The following is a 16,621-nucleotide window of genomic DNA, read 5'->3' as shown; positions in this document are numbered from 1 at the left end:
GGCTTTTGATCCATAGCCTGAGCGTTCACGGCGTTGTACGGCTTGGTGCGCTATGAAAAACATCTTCCTCGCGTCCGTGATCACCTCATGCGTCCTTCTTGCCTTGGGTGCGCCGGCTCAAGCCCAGGCCGTGATCGGCTATGGAGCCTTTACGCCTCTGCCTCAGGCTGGCGAACAGCCTGACCTCCAGCGCGACTATCGCGTCATCGTCGACCTGACCCAGGGCGGTCCTGACGACAAGCCGTTGAAAGGACTGGAGCGTGTCGCGCGCCTGACCAACATGCTGGCGGCGAACGGCGTCCCTGCCGAGCAGCGAAAGATCGTTGTTGTGATGCATGGCGGCGCGTCTCTGGCCTCTCTGTCCGATGCAGCGTGGGCGGCGCGCGGCAAGGGCGAGACAAACCCGAACAGCGCCCTTGTTCGCGCCCTGACGGCCGCCGGGGTCCAGGTGCGACTTTGCGGTCAGTCCATGGTCGCCAACGGCCTAACGGAAGCCGATCTGGAGCCGGGCGTGCAGGTCGATCTCGCAGCGTTGATGACGGTCATCCACCATCAGCAGGCGGGCTACGCCCTGATCATGAACTGATCGGACGCCCTTCTGAGAAAAGCGTTTAGAGCTCGAAAGCGCCTCGCCAACCATCAAACGCTACTTCAACGTTCGAAGGCAAAGAGCGTGACAAGGTACTGTAATCCAAATCTATATGAAGGTTCGTCAGCACGGCTTTGGAAACCTCTGAGCGCGCGATCCACTCCAAGGCTAGATCGACGTGAGCATGGGTTGGATGCGGCGTGTAGCGCAGCGCGTCGATGATCCACAGCTGAGCGCCGCTCACGGCTTCCAGAGCCGCGTCGTCCAGGTCTGAGACGTCGCTTGAATAGGCGACGGATCCCAAGCGGTATCCGACCGAGCGGATCGGTCCATGCATTTGGTCGAAAGTCATGACGGGGATCGGGCCGCCGGGCCCCTTCACTTCCCATGACTGGCCGTGCGGCGGGAGGCGATGAGCCTCGACGATAGCCGGGTAGCCGTGGTGGCTCTCAAAGATGTAGTCGAAGCGCCGCGTCAGGGCGTGGTGAGTGGCCGCATCCATCCAGGCGGGAATGCGTCGACGCGCGTGGGCGGCGAAGACGCGAAGGTCGTCGATGCCATGTGTCTGATCCGCATGGTCATGGGTGTAGAGAACCGCGTCGACATGGCGGACCTCGGCGGCCAGCATCTGCTGACGGAAGTCGGGCGAGGTGTCGATCACCACGCTGGTCACGCCACCCGGGCCGTGTCGGCGCGCCAACATGGAGCAACGGGTGCGCCGATTGCGTGGTTCGGACGGGTCGCAGTCGCCCCAGTCGCCGTCGCCGCGAGGCACGCCGCCAGACGAGCCGCAGCCGAGAATGACGATTTCCAACTCGCCCTGCCCGCTCATTCGGCGGGCCTGGGAATGCGATCGAACAGGTTGAAGAAGGCGTCAGTCGTCAGCTCATCGGCTTGTTCAGGCGTCCAACCGCGTATCTCGGCCAGTCTTTCCAGCACCAGACCGACATAGGCGGGTTCATTCCGGCTGCCGCGATGTGGGATGGGCGCCAGATAGGGGCAGTCGGTTTCAACGATGATGCGATCTTCAGGCATCCGACGGATGACCTCCCTCACCTCCTCGGCCGCCTTGAAGGTGGCGATGCCTGAAACCGAGAACCAGGCGCCGAGTTCCATCGTAGTTTCAGCTAGTTCCAGGCCGCTAGTATAGCAGTGCATCAGGAACTTGAACGGCGCGCGGCGGTGTTCTTCGCGCAGGATGTCGGCCATGACCTCATCGGCTTCGCGCGTGTGGATCACCAGAGGCAGGCCCGTGCGGCGCGCCGCCTCGATGTGCTGGCGGAAGACCGTCGCCTGAACATCGCGCGGGCTGAGGTCATAGTGGAAGTCCAGGCCGCATTCGCCGATGCCGATGACGCGCGGGCGATCCGCCAGTTCAACCAAACGGTCCACGGTCAGGTCGGCATAGTCCTTGGCCTCGTGCGGATGGACGCCGACCGTGCACCAGATGTCGGCGTTGTTCATCGCCAGGGCGTGCGTCGCCTCGAAGGTCGACAGCTTGTCGGAAATCTCGACCATCAGCCGCACGCCCGCCTGGCGCGCACGGTCGATCACCGCCTCGCGATCCTCGTCGAACTGGGGGGCGTGCAGGTTGACGTGACTGTCGATGAGCATATCAGGCGGCGGCTTTCGTGCGGGCGATGTCGGCCAAGGCTCCGGCCAGGACGTCTCCCTTATCAAGATTCAGCCCGATGGCGCGATCGGGCAGGTCGGACAGCCGCCCCCAAAGCTCGGCCCAGCGTGCGCCTTCGCGGCCGCCAGACTCGACGGCCCGGCGTTTCACCGCTGCGATCAGGCGATCCATCAGGGCCTCGAACCGCGCCTGCCCTTCCGGGCCGCGGAAGCCGTCGGCGATGGCCAGTTGTTCCGCGCGATCAATCTCTGGTCCATCAACCCAGGCGCGAGCGAGACGGTCGACCTCGGTCATGGCGCCCGACGCCAGATCCAGAGCTGCGCCGGGCGAGCCCCCAGCCATGGCTGCTGCGGCCAAGGCTTCATCTTCGGACACGCCGGTGCGTTGACGCACCAGATCGGCCAGACGGACCTCAGGCCAAACCGGGAAGGTCAGCCGCCGACAGCGAGAGCGGATGGTGGCCAACAAACGGCCCGGCGCATGGGTGACCAGGAAGAGCACGCCGCTTTCAGGCGGTTCCTCAAGAATTTTAAGTAAGGCGTTGGCGGCGTTTATATTCAGATCGTCCGCCGCATCGATGATGGCGACGCGGTGCCGGGCTTGAGACGGGCTCTTGGCGAAGAATTCCGGCAGGTCGCGGGCCTGATCGACGGAGATGGCGCGCTTCAGCTTGCCGCCCTCGACTGCGCGCTCCAGCACCAGAAGGTCCGGGTGGGCCTGGGCGGACACCAGGCGGCTGATAGGGTCATGCGGCGCGGCGCCCAGCGGCCCGCGCGACGGGTCCGGCGCGGCGCCCAGTAGTCGACGAGCAGCGCGATAGGCGAAGCTGGCCTTGCCTGATCCCTCGACCCCGCACAACAGCCAGGCGTGGTGCAGCCGTCCTCGATTCAGCGCGTCCAGAAAGGCTTCCTCGGCCTGGATGTCGGCGATCAGGTCGAAGCGGTCGCGCGGATGCTCGCTCAAAGCAGCCGCTCCTCCACCACGGCCCACAGCCGGGCTGAGACGTCGTCGACCTCGCCCGTTGCATCAAGGACGACGCAACGCTCGGGGTGTCGCTCGGCCACCTGAAGGAAGCCGTCGCGCAGTTTCTGATGGAAGGCCAGGCCCTTGGATTCGAACCGGGTCTCGAACAGGCCGCGCCCGAAAGCCCGATCCAATCCGACCTCGACCGGCAGGTCGAACACCAGGGTCAGGTCCGGCTGGTCGCCGTTGACCACGGCGTCGTCCAGCGCTTCGATCAGGCTTTCCGGCGTCCCCCCGCCAGCGCCTTGGTAGACGCGGCTGGAATCCGCGAAACGGTCACAGACCACCCAGCGCCCGGCCTCAAGCGCGGGCAGAATAGTCCGCTCCAGATGGTCCGACCGCGCCGCATACATCAGCAGGGTCTCGGTGCGCGCCGACCAGCGATCCGCCTCGCCCGACACGGCGATGTTGCGGATCTCCTCAGCCCCCGGCGATCCGCCGGGTTCGCGCGTCTGGAGCACGTCGAGGCCGCGCGCGCGCAAGCGTTCAACCAGCAGGCGCGCCTGGGTCGTCTTGCCGGCGCCCTCGCCGCCTTCGAAAGTGATGAATCTGCCTCGCTGCACCCGCGCACAATGGCGAGCGAGGCGCGGGAAGCAAGCCCGTTCAGCCGCCTATCAACAAGGCATCGTCAAAGCCGCGCGCCATAACGGCCTGACGAGCGCGTTCGGCAGCCCCAGCATTGGGCCACGGACCGACCACGACACGGAACAACGGCCGTCCGTTCCTGTCGATGTTCTGCACCACGGCCTTGTCGCCGAGGCGTCGTGCGACCTGGTCTGCGCCGCGTCGATCAGAATAGGCGCCGGCCTGCACCCAATAGGCGTTCGAGGCCGCCGGTTGCGCTGCTGTGTAGACGGGCTGCGGGGCGGGCTGGGACGGGACCGCTGTGTTCTCGTAGTAGGGGCGCGGCCCCTGGGACTGCGTCTGAACCTGAGTTGCTTGGGGCTGGCGCGCGCTGTCGGCTTCTGCTCGGCGGAGGGCCGTTCCCCCGCCCTGTCGCGGCGCAGGGCCGACATAACGGACGCGCACGTCTCCCACGCCTTGCTGCAGGAGGCCTAGCTCCTCGGCAGCTCCGCGCGACAGATCGATGATGCGTCCGTCGACAAACGGCCCTCGGTCATTGACGCGCAGTATGACCCGGCGCCCATTGGCGCGGTTCGTCACCTCGACCAGGCTGGGCAAGGGCAAGGTCTTATGAGCGGCGGTCAGGCCGTTCATGTCGAACCGTTCGCCGGTCGAGGTTGAACGCCCGTGATGATAACTGCCGTACCAGGACGCCTGCCCTACCTCGTCATAGTTGGGCTGCTCCTTCGGATGGTACCAGCGACCGCGGATCTGATAGGGGCGCATGGTGCCCGAAACGATCGGAGCCGGATCGGTCACGACGGGCGCGCCGATCGGCGCATCGCCCTTACCGCCCAAGCTGGCGCATGCCGCCAGGGTCGAGAAGGCGGCGGCGATCATCGCGCCCTTCAGCAGTCTCGCCCACATGTTGCTTTTACTCCGGTCGTCTATCGATTTGGCCGAAATTAACGGCGGAGGTTTCCGGTTTGGTTAACGTCCCGTTTGCGCGTATGGCCTTGCGGCAAAGCCCCTCCCCGGCTGAACGTCAGAACCGAGCGCCTTGCCCCCCTCCCTGTACAAGACCCGCACTGGGGTCTTCCTTCTCGCCACCCTATGCTGTGCGCTGTGGGGGCAGCGCCTTTCCGGCCGTAAAAAGCGGCTACGCTCTGCTGAAGGTCGCGCCGACCGATATCGCCAGCCAGCTGCTGTTTGCAGGGTGGCGCTTCGCCTTGGCGGGGGCGATCCTGCTGATCGTCGCCATGGCGATGAAGAAGCCTGTTCTGGCGATGAGCCGTCGTCAGGCAGGACAGGTCGCCCTGCTTGGGCTGACCCAGACGGCCATCCAATACGTCTTCTTCTATATCGGCCTGGCCCATGCATCAGGCGTCAAATCCTCGATCATGAACGCGACCAGCGTCTTCTTCAGCGTTGTTTTGGCTCACTTCATCTATGCGGACGACCGTCTGAGCGGCCGCAAGGCGCTGGGCTGCCTGATCGGCTTCATGGGCGTGGTCGTGGTCAACCTGGGCGGCGGCGCGCTCGGCTTCGACTTCACTCTGCTGGGCGAAGGCTTCATCGTGATCGCGGCTTTCATCCTGGCGGCGGCCTCCATCTACGGCAAGCGGCTGTCACGCAGCCTCGACCCCATGGTGATGACCGGCTGGCAGTTGTTTGTCGGCGGCTTGATGCTGACGGCTGCAGGCATGGCGATGGGGGGAGAGCTACAGGGTTTCGACCTGACGTCGAGCGCGCTGCTGCTCTATCTGGCTCTGCTCTCCTCAGTGGCCTTTGCAGTGTGGAGCCTGTTGTTGAAGCACAACCCCGTGGAATGATCGCGGCGTTCAACTTCCTGATCCCGGTCTTCGGCGTGTCGCTGTCGGCGCTTTTCCTGGAAGAATCCGTGTTGCGCTGGAGCTATCTGATCGCACTGGTTCTGGTCTGCGCCGGCATCTGGCTGGTCACGCGATCAGGCGCAGTATCGAAGGCCGGCCGCGCCTGACGCTTTCCGCTTGGGTCAAGCCCGCCTTGCCGCTATGCACAGGCGAACGCGAGCCGACTCGCGTGGGACAGGTGGCCGAGTGGTTTAAGGCAGCGGTCTTGAAAACCGCCGTAGGTGGAAGCCTACCGTGGGTTCGAATCCCACCCTGTCCGCCACCGGCCTTGATTTCATTGAACTTTTCCCCACTCGGGGGCCTCACCCATCAAACCACCCATCAAAAACTCTATGCCTGAATCCCACCTTTTCACGGCTGTTCAGGTGGCGCCATGGTGTTTCAAAGACCTTGAGGCCGCGCCGCTCTCCGCTTGATCATGCCAGATGGCTTCGCCCCCACGCCTTCGCCTCGACGAAGCCAGGTCATATAGAGATTGAACAGAATCCCCCCCTTGGCGACGCCCACGCGACGCGCGCGCCGGCCCTTGCCGCGATAGACTTCGAAACCTGCTAGTCGCCCGGTCCGCTTCGCCATCATCCGTCTCCGACTCATTCTCGCACGAGCTTCACCCATTCTCGGGCTTCCCTGAACCCACGACCGCGCGGGCCCCATCCCGTCACTCGGACGATCTTTGTCCGTCGCCCGCCACCTAGGTCGGCAAAGCGCCGATACCGTTGAAAAAGTCCGGCGACCGCTGAAACGGCGCAAACCACGGGCGGGTCCCGAAATTCCGCCCCAATGAAATCAATCGCTTAGTTTTCCGCGACGGCTCCAGATCGAGCCGAAAAGGCCGATCACGGCCGGCTCGCGGACTTTTTCAACAGTATCCGCCAGTAGCGGACATTGGCTGAACGCCTGGAGGCGGACCGTCGCTTCGAGCGAGATAGACCCTCACCGTAGGATCCTCTCCTCTGCCCGTGTCAGTCTGGCGAACCTCTTCCCGCCCCAACCTCTTAGACACGCCGCGCACTTGGGCTTGGGCGTCGCCGTTTCGGCAGTCCGCTCGGGTTGGACCAGAAGGTGAAGACCGCCAGCGATCCCAGCAGGGTCAGCGCCAACCCGGAGGCGGCGACCACAAGTCGATAGGCCAGCCCCCCGACCTTGGCGGCGTGGATCGGGTACTGGGCGTTAATGACCCGCAGCCCAAGAGGCAGCCCCATGGCGTCGCGTGTTCCGACAATCCGTCCATCGGCGGGATCGAACCAGACCTGGGTCCGGCCGTTGGGCAGCCATTCCGCCGTCCGCCGCATCCGCAGGCCAATCAGACCGCCCTGTTTGGTTGGCAGGGAGACGATGCGCGCCTCGGCGTCAGGGAAGCGGGCCTGGGCCGCCGTCATCATAGCCGGCCAGTCCAGATCGGCGGACAACACCCCCCCTTCATGTTCCGGCTGGGCCGTGACCGCCTTCAGGTCGGCGCCCGGCGACAAGGCCTGGGCCAATCCGTCATACAGGGGCGATAGGGCCACGATCGCCCCGGTCGTCAGGACGACGGCCAGGACCGGCGCGCTCCACACGCCCATGTCGCGATGATGCTTGACGATCCCTGGGCGCTTCCACGCCCTCGGCATGACCGCAAAGACGAAGGTGCGCCGCGTGGGCCACCACAGGATCACCCCGGTGACGACAAAGCCCAGACCCGCCAGGCCCGCGATCCCGGCGATGGTTTTTCCCGTGTCGCCGATCAGCAGATAGTGGTGCAGGTCGAACAGCCACAGCTCCGGCCGCGCCCACAGGCTTTCCCAGCGCGCTACGACCGCGCCCGACTGGGCGGCGTAGGCGCCGCGCGTCTTGTCCTCATAGTTCAGTCGGAGGACGCCCAGACTATCAGAGGCCAGGATGACCGAACGCGGACGGTCCGGCGCCGCGAACGCCTGATCCAGCGCCGCGCCAATAGCACTTGGGTCCGAAACCCGCGCCTCTGCGGCGTGGGGTACGACCAGGCGCAGCCAGTCGTCCTTAAACACCAGGACCGTCCCGGTCAGCCCCAGGACGAACAGCAGCAGGCCGATCAGCCCCCCGGTCCAGCGATGCGCCAGTCGAACCAGACGCATCAGAAGCGACGGTCCCACCCGAGGGTGAAGGAACGGCCCCGACCGGCGAAGTAGCGCAGGTTGTCGGCCGGATTGCTGGTGTCGGAGCTATAGGTCACATAGTCCTCGTTGAAGAGGTTCTGCACCGCCAGCGACACCCCGCCGAAGGCGAAGTCATAGCGCAGGTAGGCGTCCGCCACGGTGTAGCCTTCGAAATTGTTGCGCACGTCGCCGCCCTCGAAATCACGCGCCAGATAGGCCTGGACCTGCAGGCGCGCCGACAGCGGGCCGTTGGCGTAGACGGCGGCGGCGTTGATGCGGTCCGGCGAGATGTTGGCGCCGTCCAGGTCCCGGTCCACCCGGCCGTCGTCGTTGGTGTCGGTCTGGCCGCGCAGGCGGGCGTAGCCGGTCGAAACCGTCAGCCCCTCGATCGGGGTGCGGGCGCGCAGGTTGAGCTCCAGCCCCTCGATCTCGACGGCCTGGCGCTGGACGTCATAGACGCCGTCGGCGTTGCGAACGAGGAACTGACCCAGGTCCGACGAGGACCAGAAGTAGGTCGCCCCGGCTTCGAACGGACCGCGCTTCACCTCCAGCCCGATCTCCTGATTGTCCGAGACGACCGGACTGATGTCGAGGAAGCCCTCGACCGTGACCCCGTCGACGTTGATCGAACGCAGGATGCGGCCCACGTCGGGCACGGTGTAGCCCTCGGCGTAGCTGACATAGGCGCGCACGCCGTCCAGCGGTTCATAGACCACGCCGCCGTTGACCAGGGTGGCCTCGAACTTGGGCTTGCCCCCCGTGACCCGGCGCGAGCCGTAGGAGGCCAGGGTGGTGAAGTCGTCGATCGACAGTTCGACGTTCTCCTGGCGCACGCCGCCGGCCAGGCGCACCCGGCCGTCGAACAGGCGCATATTGGCCTGGACGAAGGGCGCCACGCTCTGGAACTCGGTCGGCGGCACCCAGGCGCGGTTGGTGGCGATCATCAACTGCTCGGTGCGGTCCTTCATGGCGTCCAGACCCAGGGTCGCGGTCAGGCCCGGCACGCCCGGCACAGCCCGCTCGTAACTGGCGCGCGCGCCCAGCTTGCGCGAGCGGTTCGACGACTGGTCGAACAGGGTGCCGATGGGGGCAATGCTGGCGTCCTGGAAGGTGGCCGAGCGGTCGCCTCCAAAGGTGTCGCGCGTGCGGTTGAAGAAGACCTGGGCGGAAAAGTCGCCGCCCGCCAGATCACTGTCGGTCAGAGAGGCTGACACCGTCTCAACCCGGTTCGCGGCAGGCTGTCCTTCTACCTGCCCGCGCTTGCTGCTGGCCGGACGCCCGATGAGACGATCGCCGGCCACGACCACATAGTCGCCGTCGCCCTTCAGCTCGAACCGATTGGCGAGCAGGTCCAGGCGCACCGTATCGTTCAGGTCCCAACCGAAGCGGCCGAAGAAGGACAGGGCCTTGGAATCCTGCACCTCGCCCTGGGTGTTATCGACACCGACGCGGCGACCGTTCGCGTCATAGAAGGCGCCGCGCTGGTCGTAAGCCACGCCGAACACGCCGTCGAAGTCTCCGTGACGATAGGCGGCCAGACCGCCTAGCTTGGCGCCGATCCCATCGCCTTCCGGCCCGCCCGAACTGGAGACCTGGGCCAGCATCCGGCCGCTGAGGCCGTCCGCGGTCGGGGCACCGACCGTCACCTGATTGACCACGCCGCCGGTCGCGCCGATGCCCTGCAGGGCGTTGGAGCCGTAGATCAGCTCGACCCGGTCCACGAAGAAGGGATCGATCGTATAGCCGTCACGCGAACCGTCGCGGATCGGCGTCGACTGCGGAATGCCGTTGATGGCGAAAAGCGGCGAGCGGCCGCGCAGGCTCTCGCCCGAACCGGTCAGCTTCTGTCGCGTCGGCGAAAAGGACGGCGACAGGGTCGCAACCGCATCAATCACCGAGCCGCTGATGGCGACCTGTTCCGCCAGGGATTTTCGGTCGATCACCTCCACCGTCATCGGCAGGGCGCTGGCCGGCAGGATGGTTCGGGCCGCCGTGACCACCACGTCCTCAACCGAGCTCGCCGTCTCGCCCTGCGCCTGTCGCGCCGTCTGGGCGGCGGCGGTTGATCCCAACGTCGTTCCGGCGAGCAAAACGGACATGGCGACAAGGCCGTTGCGGCGGACCGACGGAAGACGCGGCGAAAAGAACATGGGGGCTCCTGGAGGAATCCCCGTCGCATAAATGCAAATGCGAGTGATACGCAACAATAAACGTTATCGCGCATTTGGCCTTGGGCCGCCGACAGCACCACGCCGACAAGGACCGCCGCAGCCCAAAAACGAAGAGGACCCGCCACCTCGAAGGGGGACGGGCCTCCCTGCGGAGCCTATGGGCTCGACGCTGGATCAGATCGGACCTGGAAATGGAGCGAAACTGATCACCAAACCTGTAAACCGGCGGGCGGCGAAGAAGGTTGCGGCCTAGCCTACGCGGAGAAGCAAACGACAAGCCCGCCCGGCGGCGTCGGTCCGGGGACCTCATCATCGATCTCCGCAACGGGTCATCAAACTGCAGGATAAGGCGCGCGCCTAGCGAGCGCCGTCACCAGAACTATTAGTGATAGAATGGTATCATTATTTGGCACTTTGCCCTATTATCGCTCTGATGATATCACTTATCACCCCTGCTCGCGCCCTTGAGAAACTCGGCGGAAATATCCGTGAGCGCCGCGTTGCGATGGGCTTCACCCAGGCTGGTCTTTCTGCACGATCCGGCGTGCCTCTGGGGACGCTGCGTAAATTCGAGCGTACTGGCTTGGGCTCCACCGAAGCTCTTGTGAAGCTGCTGTCCATTGTCGGCGGCCTTGAGGCGACCATCGAGGCGGCCAAACCAGAAGCGTTGACGTTTGCCTCGATTGACGAGGTCCTGAAGGGTGATCCTCGCTCCAGCCGGAAGAACGGATGGCGCACATGAACCTTTCACCCGTACCCGCAGTGGCCGTTGGTCTGGACTTCGGCGAAGGCCCAATCCGCGTGGGCCGATTGGCCGCGCGCGATCGCAGAATCTATTTCGAGTACGACGCCGACTTCATCGCGAACGCCGTCGAAATTTCACCGCTCAGCCTGCCGTTGCGACCAGGCCTTCAGACGGCTGATCCCGCCCTGTTCGAAGGCCTGCCGGGCGTTTTCAATGACAGTCTGCCCGATGGCTGGGGCCGCCTCCTGTTCGATCGCGCCTTGCGCGTCCAGGGCCTTCTTCCGGAACAGTTCAGCCCGCTCGACAGGCTGGCGCACGTGGGCGCCCATGGCATGGGCGCCCTGACTTACGAGCCTGACCTCACGCCTGAAGAGGCGGCGCCCCCCCAGACGCTAGAACTCGACCGGATCGCCGATCAGGCCCAGGAGGTGCTCGAGGGTCAGGCGGATGACGTTCTGACCGAACTCATCGCCCTCAACGGCTCATCGGCGGGCGCGCGTCCGAAAGCGATGATCGGTTTCAATACGGTCTCCGGGGAGGCGTTGCACGGCGCACGATCGCTCCCAGACGGCTATGATCACTGGCTGGTCAAGTTTCCCAACAGCCATGACGGCAAGGACGCCGGAGCGATCGAATTCGCCTACGCTCGCATGGCGTTCGCCGCAGGCATCGAGATGATGGAAACGCGTCTCCTCACGACCGGCAGGGGCGCCGCCTACTTCGCCACCCGTCGCTTTGATCGCGATGGCGACAAGCGCCTGCACGCCCACACGGCCTCGGGCCTGCTTCACGCCGACCACCGGATTCCTTCGCTGGATTACGAAGGCCTCGTGGCGTTGACCGCGCGACTGACCCGCGACGTGCGCGAAGTCGAGAAGATGTTTCGCCTCGCCGCCTTCAACGTCATCGCCCACAATCGTGACGATCACGCCAAGAACTTCACCTTCCTCATGAACGCGCAAGGCGAATGGCGACTATCGCCTGCCTATGACCTGACCTTCTCCTCCGGTCCCGGAGCCGAGCAGACGACGATGGTGATGGGCGAAGGCCGGAATCCCACCGTCGATCACTTGCGGCGGCTCGGCGAAACGGCCGCGCTCAAGAAGACGCGGGTGAACGAAATCATCGACCAGACGCGCGCAGCAGTGCGCGACTGGCCCGACCTGGCCGAGGCCCACGGCGTGACCAGGACCAACATCAAGCTGATCGGCGAACGTCTGGACCGGTTCAAGTGAACAATGGGCGATGCAGGCGCGTCCTGACGCCCCCTGAAGTCACGGCTCGAAGCTCAGGCGCTGCGAAACGCTTCTCTACGGCGCAATATCATCCGGCGGCCTGGGATCCATGCAGGGACGTCGAAGCAGCGCGAACGAATAGAACCCGCTCGGACCTGATTTCTGGCTGGGCGGTGAAACCCGCCTCGGCAAAGGCGCGCTTCTGCGGCGGCGCTGACGCAGCAGCCTCCGCCCGCCACCAATCCAGGTCAGAGGACGCTTTTGGCAGAAAGCCTCCGACAATCCTCTCGATATCACGAAAGGTCAGCGTCACTTCCGGTGTCCGCTGCCGTCGCAGATACCGCACCAGGGGTGCATACTTCGCCATCGCCATCACCTCCGCCGCCCGGAAACCCCGAGACCCCACGCTACCGCAAGGCCAATATCGCCCACGGATTTAACGACATGTGCAGTGAATAGAAACGGTCCGACCAGCGCGCCAACAGGGGGGGCCAAAAGCGTGATGGTCGGACCGTGGCCCTCCCGACCTGGGGGAGGAATCCACGGAACGCGGACCATTCGTCGAAGTTCCGCAGGGCGGAGCAGACTCGCTGCAACCAAACCCCGCACTTCTGCTGAGGGAGCCGGCTACTGTCGGACCGAAGTCTGGAAGCCGAAATCAGAACCGTCTTGCTCGAGGGCGCACCGTCCTCCTATGGTTCAGCGCGTCTCCTGGGAGCCCCTATGTCGGCCGCACCTGACCTCACTCGCATCATTGTCGTGCAACGCGGCGGGATATGGCAGGTCCTATGCCCCGGACTTGAAGCCGGCCGTTTCGATTTCAGCGTCGACGCCCTTGATGCCGCCATCAGAACGGCCAGAACGCGCCTGGCCAAGGGTGAAACGGTCGAACTTCTGGTTCAGGAGAGGTCAGGACGCTTGCGAAATGTGAATCCTGAGGACGGCAGCGAACTCCACTAGCGTGGCGACCGATGGTTAAACCGCGCTGAACTTATCGGCGGCCTAGGTTCAGGAAGACACACTCGTCCAACTCTGCTGTCAGTTTCCCATTGAAGGCCAGCCAGACTGTCTTGGCCGATGTCGCCCGCTCCCTGTGATAGGGGCCGCCGGAGCCGTTCTTCACGGCGTCGTTCGATGATGATGTTGCGAGGGATCGCCCGAAGCCTGACAGTGTCGCGCATCACGGAATGACAGTTCGGCCCGCTCGGCGAGAGACGGTCCGAACTGTCCGTGAAGGCGAGGTCGGTCGCCCCCACGTCATCTTCTTAAGGCAAAGCCTGATCGCCTAAAAGCCGAAGTCGATCTGATCGACGTGGATCGGGCGGGCGCGCCGTTTTCGTTCAGGCGGTCTCGTAGCCTCCTTCGAGACCTCCGACTTCTCTTGTCGATCACAGACTCCATTCGACGCCGCCGGCGCTGAACGACCGGGCGCCCGGCGCGGCATGCCGGGCAGCCGAGGTCTCGAAGGCGGGACCAGCGCCCTCGTCGTCCCCCGCGCGCCCTTCCAGGCCGTCAGCTCGCTCTCCCACCACCCCACCCTACCCGGCGAAACCGTCACGGGCGTCGGAAATTCTCCGTTCCGCTGCATCCGCCAGGCCGTGGACCGACTGATGCCCGCGATGTCCTGGACACGCCTCCAGGGCAGCAACCGGTCCTCCGGTCCGCCTGAATCGATGAATTCTCCATCCACCCGGAAGTTCACGGCGCCAGGCCCAGGCGATGGTCGACGTCCCTGGCGAGGGCGGCATGGAGAAGACGGGCGTCATGCTCCGCATCCAGACCATCCCTTTCAGCCCATGCCTCGATCACAGCCTTGAGGGCGAAGCTCGTCGCCGGATCCGCGAGCAGTCCGTCCAACGTCGTGTGATCAATGGCGCCGATCTCACGCACGGCCCCGGCTCCTGGCCGCCGGGGGCGCGCCGGTCCGCACCTCGGTGATCTGCGCCTTCGCCCAGTCCCGCAACAGTCCGCGCGGGTAGTAGGGCCTGGAGCGGATATGGCGGCAGGGCGGACCGTTGGACGCCGTCGACCAGAGGCGCGCGAGGGTGGCGGGCTTGAGCCGGACGCCCAGGAGCGCGAGGAAGGCCGAGGCCTCCGCACGGGTCAACAGATCATCGTCGCCCTGCGGAACCATGGCGTCATCGCCGGAAACGTCAGGGATCATGGCGCGCCCTCCCGCCGGCACTGGCGTGAGTTCGTGACGACCCGGCCGGCGCTCAAGGCGAGATAGCATTCAATAACAGATTCAACGTACTGTTCGGTCTCCCTTATACGAGGGACGCGCCCGAGGGAGGCTACTCTGGCCGGCCCGGCGTTAAACGCAGCCAGAGCCAGCCTGACGTCCTGTGTCCGTCGTCGAAACATTTGGCGCAGGTTTGGCGTGGCGTTAACGGAGAGCGGGCCTCGTCAGGGGTTGGCTTTTAGGCGGCGAGCTTGCGGTGCTGCAAGCGGCGATGTTCGATGGTCTGTTTCTTGATGGCGGCGCGCTGGGCGTGGATCTGCCGATCGCGGCCAAAGTAGGCATCTGCGGGCGTCACATTGCCCAGGCTTTCGTGATAGCGCTGGTGGTTGTAGTGCTCGATGAAGGCTTCGATCTGGGCTTCGAGATCGCCGGGCAGGTAATAATTCTCCAGTAGGATGCGGTTTTTCAAGGTCTGGTGCCAGCGCTCGATCTTGCCCTGTGTCTGGGGGTGAAAGGGGGCGCCGCGCACGTGGCTCATGGACTGGGCCTCGATATAGGCGGCCAGTTCGCCCGCGACATAGCTCGGGCCATTGTCCGAGAGCAGGCGCGGCATGTGCAGCACGGTGGCGCTGTCACAACCTGATGCGGCCAGCGCCAAGTCCAGCGTGTCGGTGACATCGCCCGCCGTCATGGTGGTGCACAGCTTCCACGAGATGATGTAGCGGGAATAGTCGTCGAGCACGGTTGAGAGGTAAACCCAGCCCCAACCGATCAGCTTGAAATAGGTGAAGTCGGTCTGCCACATCTCGTTTGGTCGCATCGTCTTGGTGTGGAACTCGTCGCGGGCCTTGATGACGATATAGGCTGGGCTGGCGATCAGATCCTGTGCCTTGAGCAGGCGATAAACCGTGGCCTCGCAGACAAAGTACTGCTTCTCATCGGTAAATTTGGTGGCCAACTCGCGGGGCGAGAGTTCGCTTTCCTCCAGCGCCATGTCGATGATCTGTTTGCGCACATTCTCGGGCAGCCGGTTCCATACCCGGCTTGGCGCCGAGGGGCGGTCTTCCAGCGCCTCAGGCCCACCATCAAGGTAGCGGGCATACCAGCGGGCAAAGGTGCGGCGTGGGATGCCCAGTTTCTCCAGCGTCTGTCGGGTGGGCAGATGGGATTGCTCGACGAGGCGGATGATCTCGAGCTTTTCTGCGGCGGGATACCTCATTCTTGGTCGCCCCCATCCGCGATCATGCTTTTTTTAAGCAGGCGGTTCTCGAGCGTCAGGTCGGCCACGCATTCCTTGAGAGCCAGTGCTTCACGGCGCAGATCCTTGACCTCGTCACTGGTGGCGGCACGGGCCGTGTCCCCGGCCAGACGGCGTTTGCCAGCCTCAAGGAATTCTTTTGACCAGGAATAATACACGCTCTGGGCGATGCCTTCGCGGCGGCACAGTTCAGCGATGCTCTCCTCGCCGCGCAGGCCTTCGAGCACGATGCGGATTTTATCCTCGGCCGAGAAATGCCGGCGTGTGGCACGGCGAATATCTTTCACCACCACCTCGGCGGGCTTCTTGGTGGGCTTGGCAGCCAATTTTGGGCTGGAGGGATTGGGTCTCATCTGCGTTCCTTACGTCACTGCGACGAGACCCAATCCCTCCATTATCCGCAACCCCAGATCTGTGCCAAAGGCGCTGACGCCGAACAATGTCATCCACCGGACTCAGCCTGACCGCCCCGCCCCAGACGACGCAGCCGCCTTCCGCCTCGACCACCCGCCGCATGGCCGGCACATCGAGGTCGACCGGGGCCAGGGTCTCCATGGTGTCGGCGGTTCCGGCCGGCGAGGTGATGGCGCGCGACGAGGTCTTTGGCATGACCAGGCCGCTGGCGGCGAGGATGGCCACCACGATCGGCGTGGTCCGGTTGCCCGGCAGGCCGCCGATGCAGTGCTTGTCCATGACGACGTCCGACGGCCAGCTCAGGCGGTCGCCGACGTCCACCATGGCGCGGGTGAGCGCCACGACCTCGGCGTCGTCGAGCGGAAGCACCGAGGTGGCGGTCAGAAAGGCCGCGAGATGGATGGGCGTGTAGCGTCCAGCCGCCACATCTTGGATAATCCCCTGGATCGCGCTCTTGTCCAGCCGCGATCCATAGATCCGGCGACGAACGCTGGACATGGACTCGATGGCCGGAGCGTGGCGCACCGCGACGGGATCGCCCGGCGCCACCTCCAGAAGTCGCCAGGCCTCTTCAGAGAGCGCCGCCTCGTCGAGGCCGAGGATGTCCCCGTCCATCTGGTACAGGGTGGCGTAGATTTCCCGGCCTCCGGCCGAGAGCAGCACCTGGGAGCGGGACGACAGGCCCTCCGAGCGGCAGACGGGGCAGTCGCGCCGCATCAGAACGATGGATTCGTGCTGGGCGTGAAGGCCGAAGCGACGCGCCTTCAGGGAGGGAACAGCGGCGTGGGTAGCGTCGGACAC

At 64.8% G+C, this 16,621-nt stretch carries 19 protein-coding genes and 1 tRNA gene; 7 read left to right on the top strand and 13 right to left on the bottom strand.

The features are described 5' to 3' along the window. Positions 1-130: 130 nt before the first annotated feature. The gene (locus FGL25_RS07690) at positions 131-586 is read left to right on the top strand and encodes a DsrE family protein (protein WP_252970081.1); all 456 of its coding nucleotides are present in this window, start codon (positions 131-133) and stop codon (positions 584-586) included. A gap of 25 nt (positions 587-611) precedes the next feature. On the opposite strand, the gene FGL25_RS07685 is transcribed toward FGL25_RS07690, so the two are convergent. From FGL25_RS07685 to FGL25_RS07665, 5 genes are read right to left on the bottom strand one after another with little or no spacing between them, the layout of a single operon-like run. Further along, entirely contained in the window at positions 612-1,421 is an 810-nt protein-coding gene (locus tag FGL25_RS07685) for an MBL fold metallo-hydrolase (RefSeq protein ID WP_138141368.1), read from the bottom strand. Beyond that, positions 1,418-2,203 carry a TatD family hydrolase gene (locus FGL25_RS07680; RefSeq protein ID WP_138141367.1) on the bottom strand — a complete coding sequence of 262 codons (786 nt, stop codon included), beginning with the start codon at positions 2,201-2,203 and terminating at the stop codon, positions 1,418-1,420. The genes FGL25_RS07685 and FGL25_RS07680 overlap by 4 nt, the downstream gene beginning before the upstream one ends. A gap of 1 nt (position 2,204) precedes the next feature. Continuing rightward, positions 2,205-3,185 (bottom strand): DNA polymerase III subunit delta', encoded by a 981-nt coding sequence (locus FGL25_RS07675; protein ID WP_138141366.1) that lies wholly within the window; start codon positions 3,183-3,185, stop codon positions 2,205-2,207. Then, positions 3,182-3,808, bottom strand: coding sequence for a dTMP kinase (gene tmk / locus FGL25_RS07670; RefSeq protein WP_088409682.1), 627 nt, complete (start codon positions 3,806-3,808; stop codon positions 3,182-3,184). The genes FGL25_RS07675 and tmk overlap by 4 nt, the downstream gene beginning before the upstream one ends. A gap of 40 nt (positions 3,809-3,848) precedes the next feature. Continuing rightward, positions 3,849-4,736 (bottom strand): septal ring lytic transglycosylase RlpA family protein, encoded by an 888-nt coding sequence (locus FGL25_RS07665; RefSeq protein ID WP_003164889.1) that lies wholly within the window; start codon positions 4,734-4,736, stop codon positions 3,849-3,851. A 191-nt stretch (positions 4,737-4,927) separates the two neighbouring features. Here FGL25_RS07665 and FGL25_RS07660 point away from each other — a divergent pair, with 191 nt between their 5' ends. The 3 genes from FGL25_RS07660 (at position 4,928) to FGL25_RS07655 (ending at position 5,963) form a co-directional block, all read left to right on the top strand. Then, entirely contained in the window at positions 4,928-5,641 is a 714-nt protein-coding gene (locus FGL25_RS07660; protein ID WP_252970080.1) for a DMT family transporter, read from the top strand. After that, the gene (locus FGL25_RS17430; RefSeq protein ID WP_252970079.1) at positions 5,638-5,808 is read left to right on the top strand and encodes a hypothetical protein; all 171 of its coding nucleotides are present in this window, start codon (positions 5,638-5,640) and stop codon (positions 5,806-5,808) included. Before FGL25_RS07660 ends, FGL25_RS17430 begins: the two co-directional genes overlap by 4 nt. Before the next feature lie 65 nt (positions 5,809-5,873). Further along, positions 5,874-5,963: transfer RNA gene (locus FGL25_RS07655), tRNA-Ser, on the top strand. 733 nt (positions 5,964-6,696) lie between these two features. Here the strand turns inward: FGL25_RS07655 and FGL25_RS07650 are convergent. Both FGL25_RS07650 and FGL25_RS07645 read right to left on the bottom strand, forming a co-directional pair. Then, positions 6,697-7,794, bottom strand: a complete 1,098-nt coding sequence (locus tag FGL25_RS07650; RefSeq protein WP_003164892.1) for a PepSY-associated TM helix domain-containing protein — start codon at positions 7,792-7,794, stop codon at positions 6,697-6,699. Continuing rightward, on the bottom strand, positions 7,794-9,965 hold the full coding sequence (locus tag FGL25_RS07645) for a TonB-dependent receptor (protein WP_046654023.1): 2,172 nt from the start codon (positions 9,963-9,965) through the stop codon (positions 7,794-7,796). Before FGL25_RS07645 ends, FGL25_RS07650 begins: the two co-directional genes overlap by 1 nt. 406 nt (positions 9,966-10,371) lie before the next feature. On the opposite strand from FGL25_RS07645, the gene FGL25_RS07640 reads away from it, so the two are divergent. Both FGL25_RS07640 and FGL25_RS07635 read left to right on the top strand, forming a co-directional pair. After that, positions 10,372-10,728: a helix-turn-helix domain-containing protein gene (locus FGL25_RS07640; protein ID WP_248601207.1), complete on the top strand. Its 357-nt coding sequence runs from the start codon at positions 10,372-10,374 to the stop codon at positions 10,726-10,728. After that, positions 10,725-11,966, top strand: a complete 1,242-nt coding sequence (locus tag FGL25_RS07635) for a type II toxin-antitoxin system HipA family toxin (RefSeq protein WP_040346661.1) — start codon at positions 10,725-10,727, stop codon at positions 11,964-11,966. The genes FGL25_RS07640 and FGL25_RS07635 overlap by 4 nt, the downstream gene beginning before the upstream one ends. Before the next feature lie 88 nt (positions 11,967-12,054). Here FGL25_RS07635 and FGL25_RS18110 read toward each other — a convergent pair whose 3' ends face one another. After that, positions 12,055-12,333, bottom strand: a complete 279-nt coding sequence (locus FGL25_RS18110; RefSeq protein ID WP_081461937.1) for a DUF7662 domain-containing protein — start codon at positions 12,331-12,333, stop codon at positions 12,055-12,057. 356 nt (positions 12,334-12,689) lie between these two features. Here FGL25_RS18110 and FGL25_RS07625 point away from each other — a divergent pair, with 356 nt between their 5' ends. Next, positions 12,690-12,926 carry a hypothetical protein gene (locus FGL25_RS07625; protein WP_040345367.1) on the top strand — a complete coding sequence of 79 codons (237 nt, stop codon included), beginning with the start codon at positions 12,690-12,692 and terminating at the stop codon, positions 12,924-12,926. A 325-nt stretch (positions 12,927-13,251) separates the two neighbouring features. Here FGL25_RS07625 and FGL25_RS07620 read toward each other — a convergent pair whose 3' ends face one another. The 5 genes from FGL25_RS07620 to FGL25_RS07595 all read right to left on the bottom strand — a co-directional run bounded on the left by FGL25_RS07620 (position 13,252) and on the right by FGL25_RS07595 (position 16,621). Next, positions 13,252-13,656: a helix-turn-helix transcriptional regulator gene (locus tag FGL25_RS07620; RefSeq protein ID WP_225910484.1), complete on the bottom strand. Its 405-nt coding sequence runs from the start codon at positions 13,654-13,656 to the stop codon at positions 13,252-13,254. An 8-nt stretch (positions 13,657-13,664) separates the two neighbouring features. Further along, positions 13,665-13,856: a hypothetical protein gene (locus FGL25_RS07615; protein ID WP_003164900.1), complete on the bottom strand. Its 192-nt coding sequence runs from the start codon at positions 13,854-13,856 to the stop codon at positions 13,665-13,667. After that, a complete protein-coding gene (locus FGL25_RS07610) occupies positions 13,849-14,130 on the bottom strand; it encodes a hypothetical protein (RefSeq protein ID WP_115616103.1) in 282 nt (93 codons plus the stop codon). The genes FGL25_RS07615 and FGL25_RS07610 overlap by 8 nt, the downstream gene beginning before the upstream one ends. Positions 14,131-14,386: 256 nt before the next feature. Then, positions 14,387-15,759, bottom strand: a protein-coding gene (locus FGL25_RS07600; protein ID WP_095046155.1) for an IS3 family transposase whose coding sequence is annotated in 2 segments (ribosomal slippage) — positions 14,387-15,402 and positions 15,402-15,759 — 1,374 coding nt in all. Because the reading frame shifts where the segments join, the coding sequence is not laid out codon by codon here. Further along, positions 15,644-16,621 (bottom strand): hypothetical protein, encoded by a 978-nt coding sequence (locus tag FGL25_RS07595; RefSeq protein ID WP_252970078.1) that lies wholly within the window; start codon positions 16,619-16,621, stop codon positions 15,644-15,646. Before FGL25_RS07595 ends, FGL25_RS07600 begins: the two co-directional genes overlap by 116 nt.

The organism is Brevundimonas vancanneytii, assembly GCF_901421975.1.
In the GTDB taxonomy this organism is placed as follows: domain Bacteria; phylum Pseudomonadota; class Alphaproteobacteria; order Caulobacterales; family Caulobacteraceae; genus Brevundimonas; species Brevundimonas diminuta.
Note: the sequence above shows the minus strand (reverse complement) of the source record. Positions and strands in the feature narration are given on the sequence as shown.

Bases quoted from the DNA above. Each gene is read 5' to 3' on its own strand.
- FGL25_RS07685 (WP_138141368.1), bottom strand. From the start codon at position 1,421: ATGAGCGGGCAGGGCGAGTTGGAAATCGTCATTCTCGGCTGCGGCTCG.
- FGL25_RS07680 (WP_138141367.1), bottom strand. From the start codon at position 2,203: ATGCTCATCGACAGTCACGTCAACCTGCACGCCCCCCAGTTCGACGAG.
- FGL25_RS07665 (WP_003164889.1), bottom strand. From the start codon at position 4,736: ATGTGGGCGAGACTGCTGAAGGGCGCGATGATCGCCGCCGCCTTCTCG.
- FGL25_RS17430 (WP_252970079.1), top strand. From the start codon at position 5,638: ATGATCGCGGCGTTCAACTTCCTGATCCCGGTCTTCGGCGTGTCGCTG.
- FGL25_RS07650 (WP_003164892.1), bottom strand. From the start codon at position 7,794: ATGCGTCTGGTTCGACTGGCGCATCGCTGGACCGGGGGGCTGATCGGC.
- FGL25_RS07645 (WP_046654023.1), bottom strand. From the start codon at position 9,965: ATGTTCTTTTCGCCGCGTCTTCCGTCGGTCCGCCGCAACGGCCTTGTC.
- FGL25_RS07635 (WP_040346661.1), top strand. From the start codon at position 10,725: ATGAACCTTTCACCCGTACCCGCAGTGGCCGTTGGTCTGGACTTCGGC.
- FGL25_RS18110 (WP_081461937.1), bottom strand. From the start codon at position 12,333: ATGGCGAAGTATGCACCCCTGGTGCGGTATCTGCGACGGCAGCGGACA.
- FGL25_RS07625 (WP_040345367.1), top strand. From the start codon at position 12,690: ATGTCGGCCGCACCTGACCTCACTCGCATCATTGTCGTGCAACGCGGC.
- FGL25_RS07610 (WP_115616103.1), bottom strand. From the start codon at position 14,130: ATGATCCCTGACGTTTCCGGCGATGACGCCATGGTTCCGCAGGGCGAC.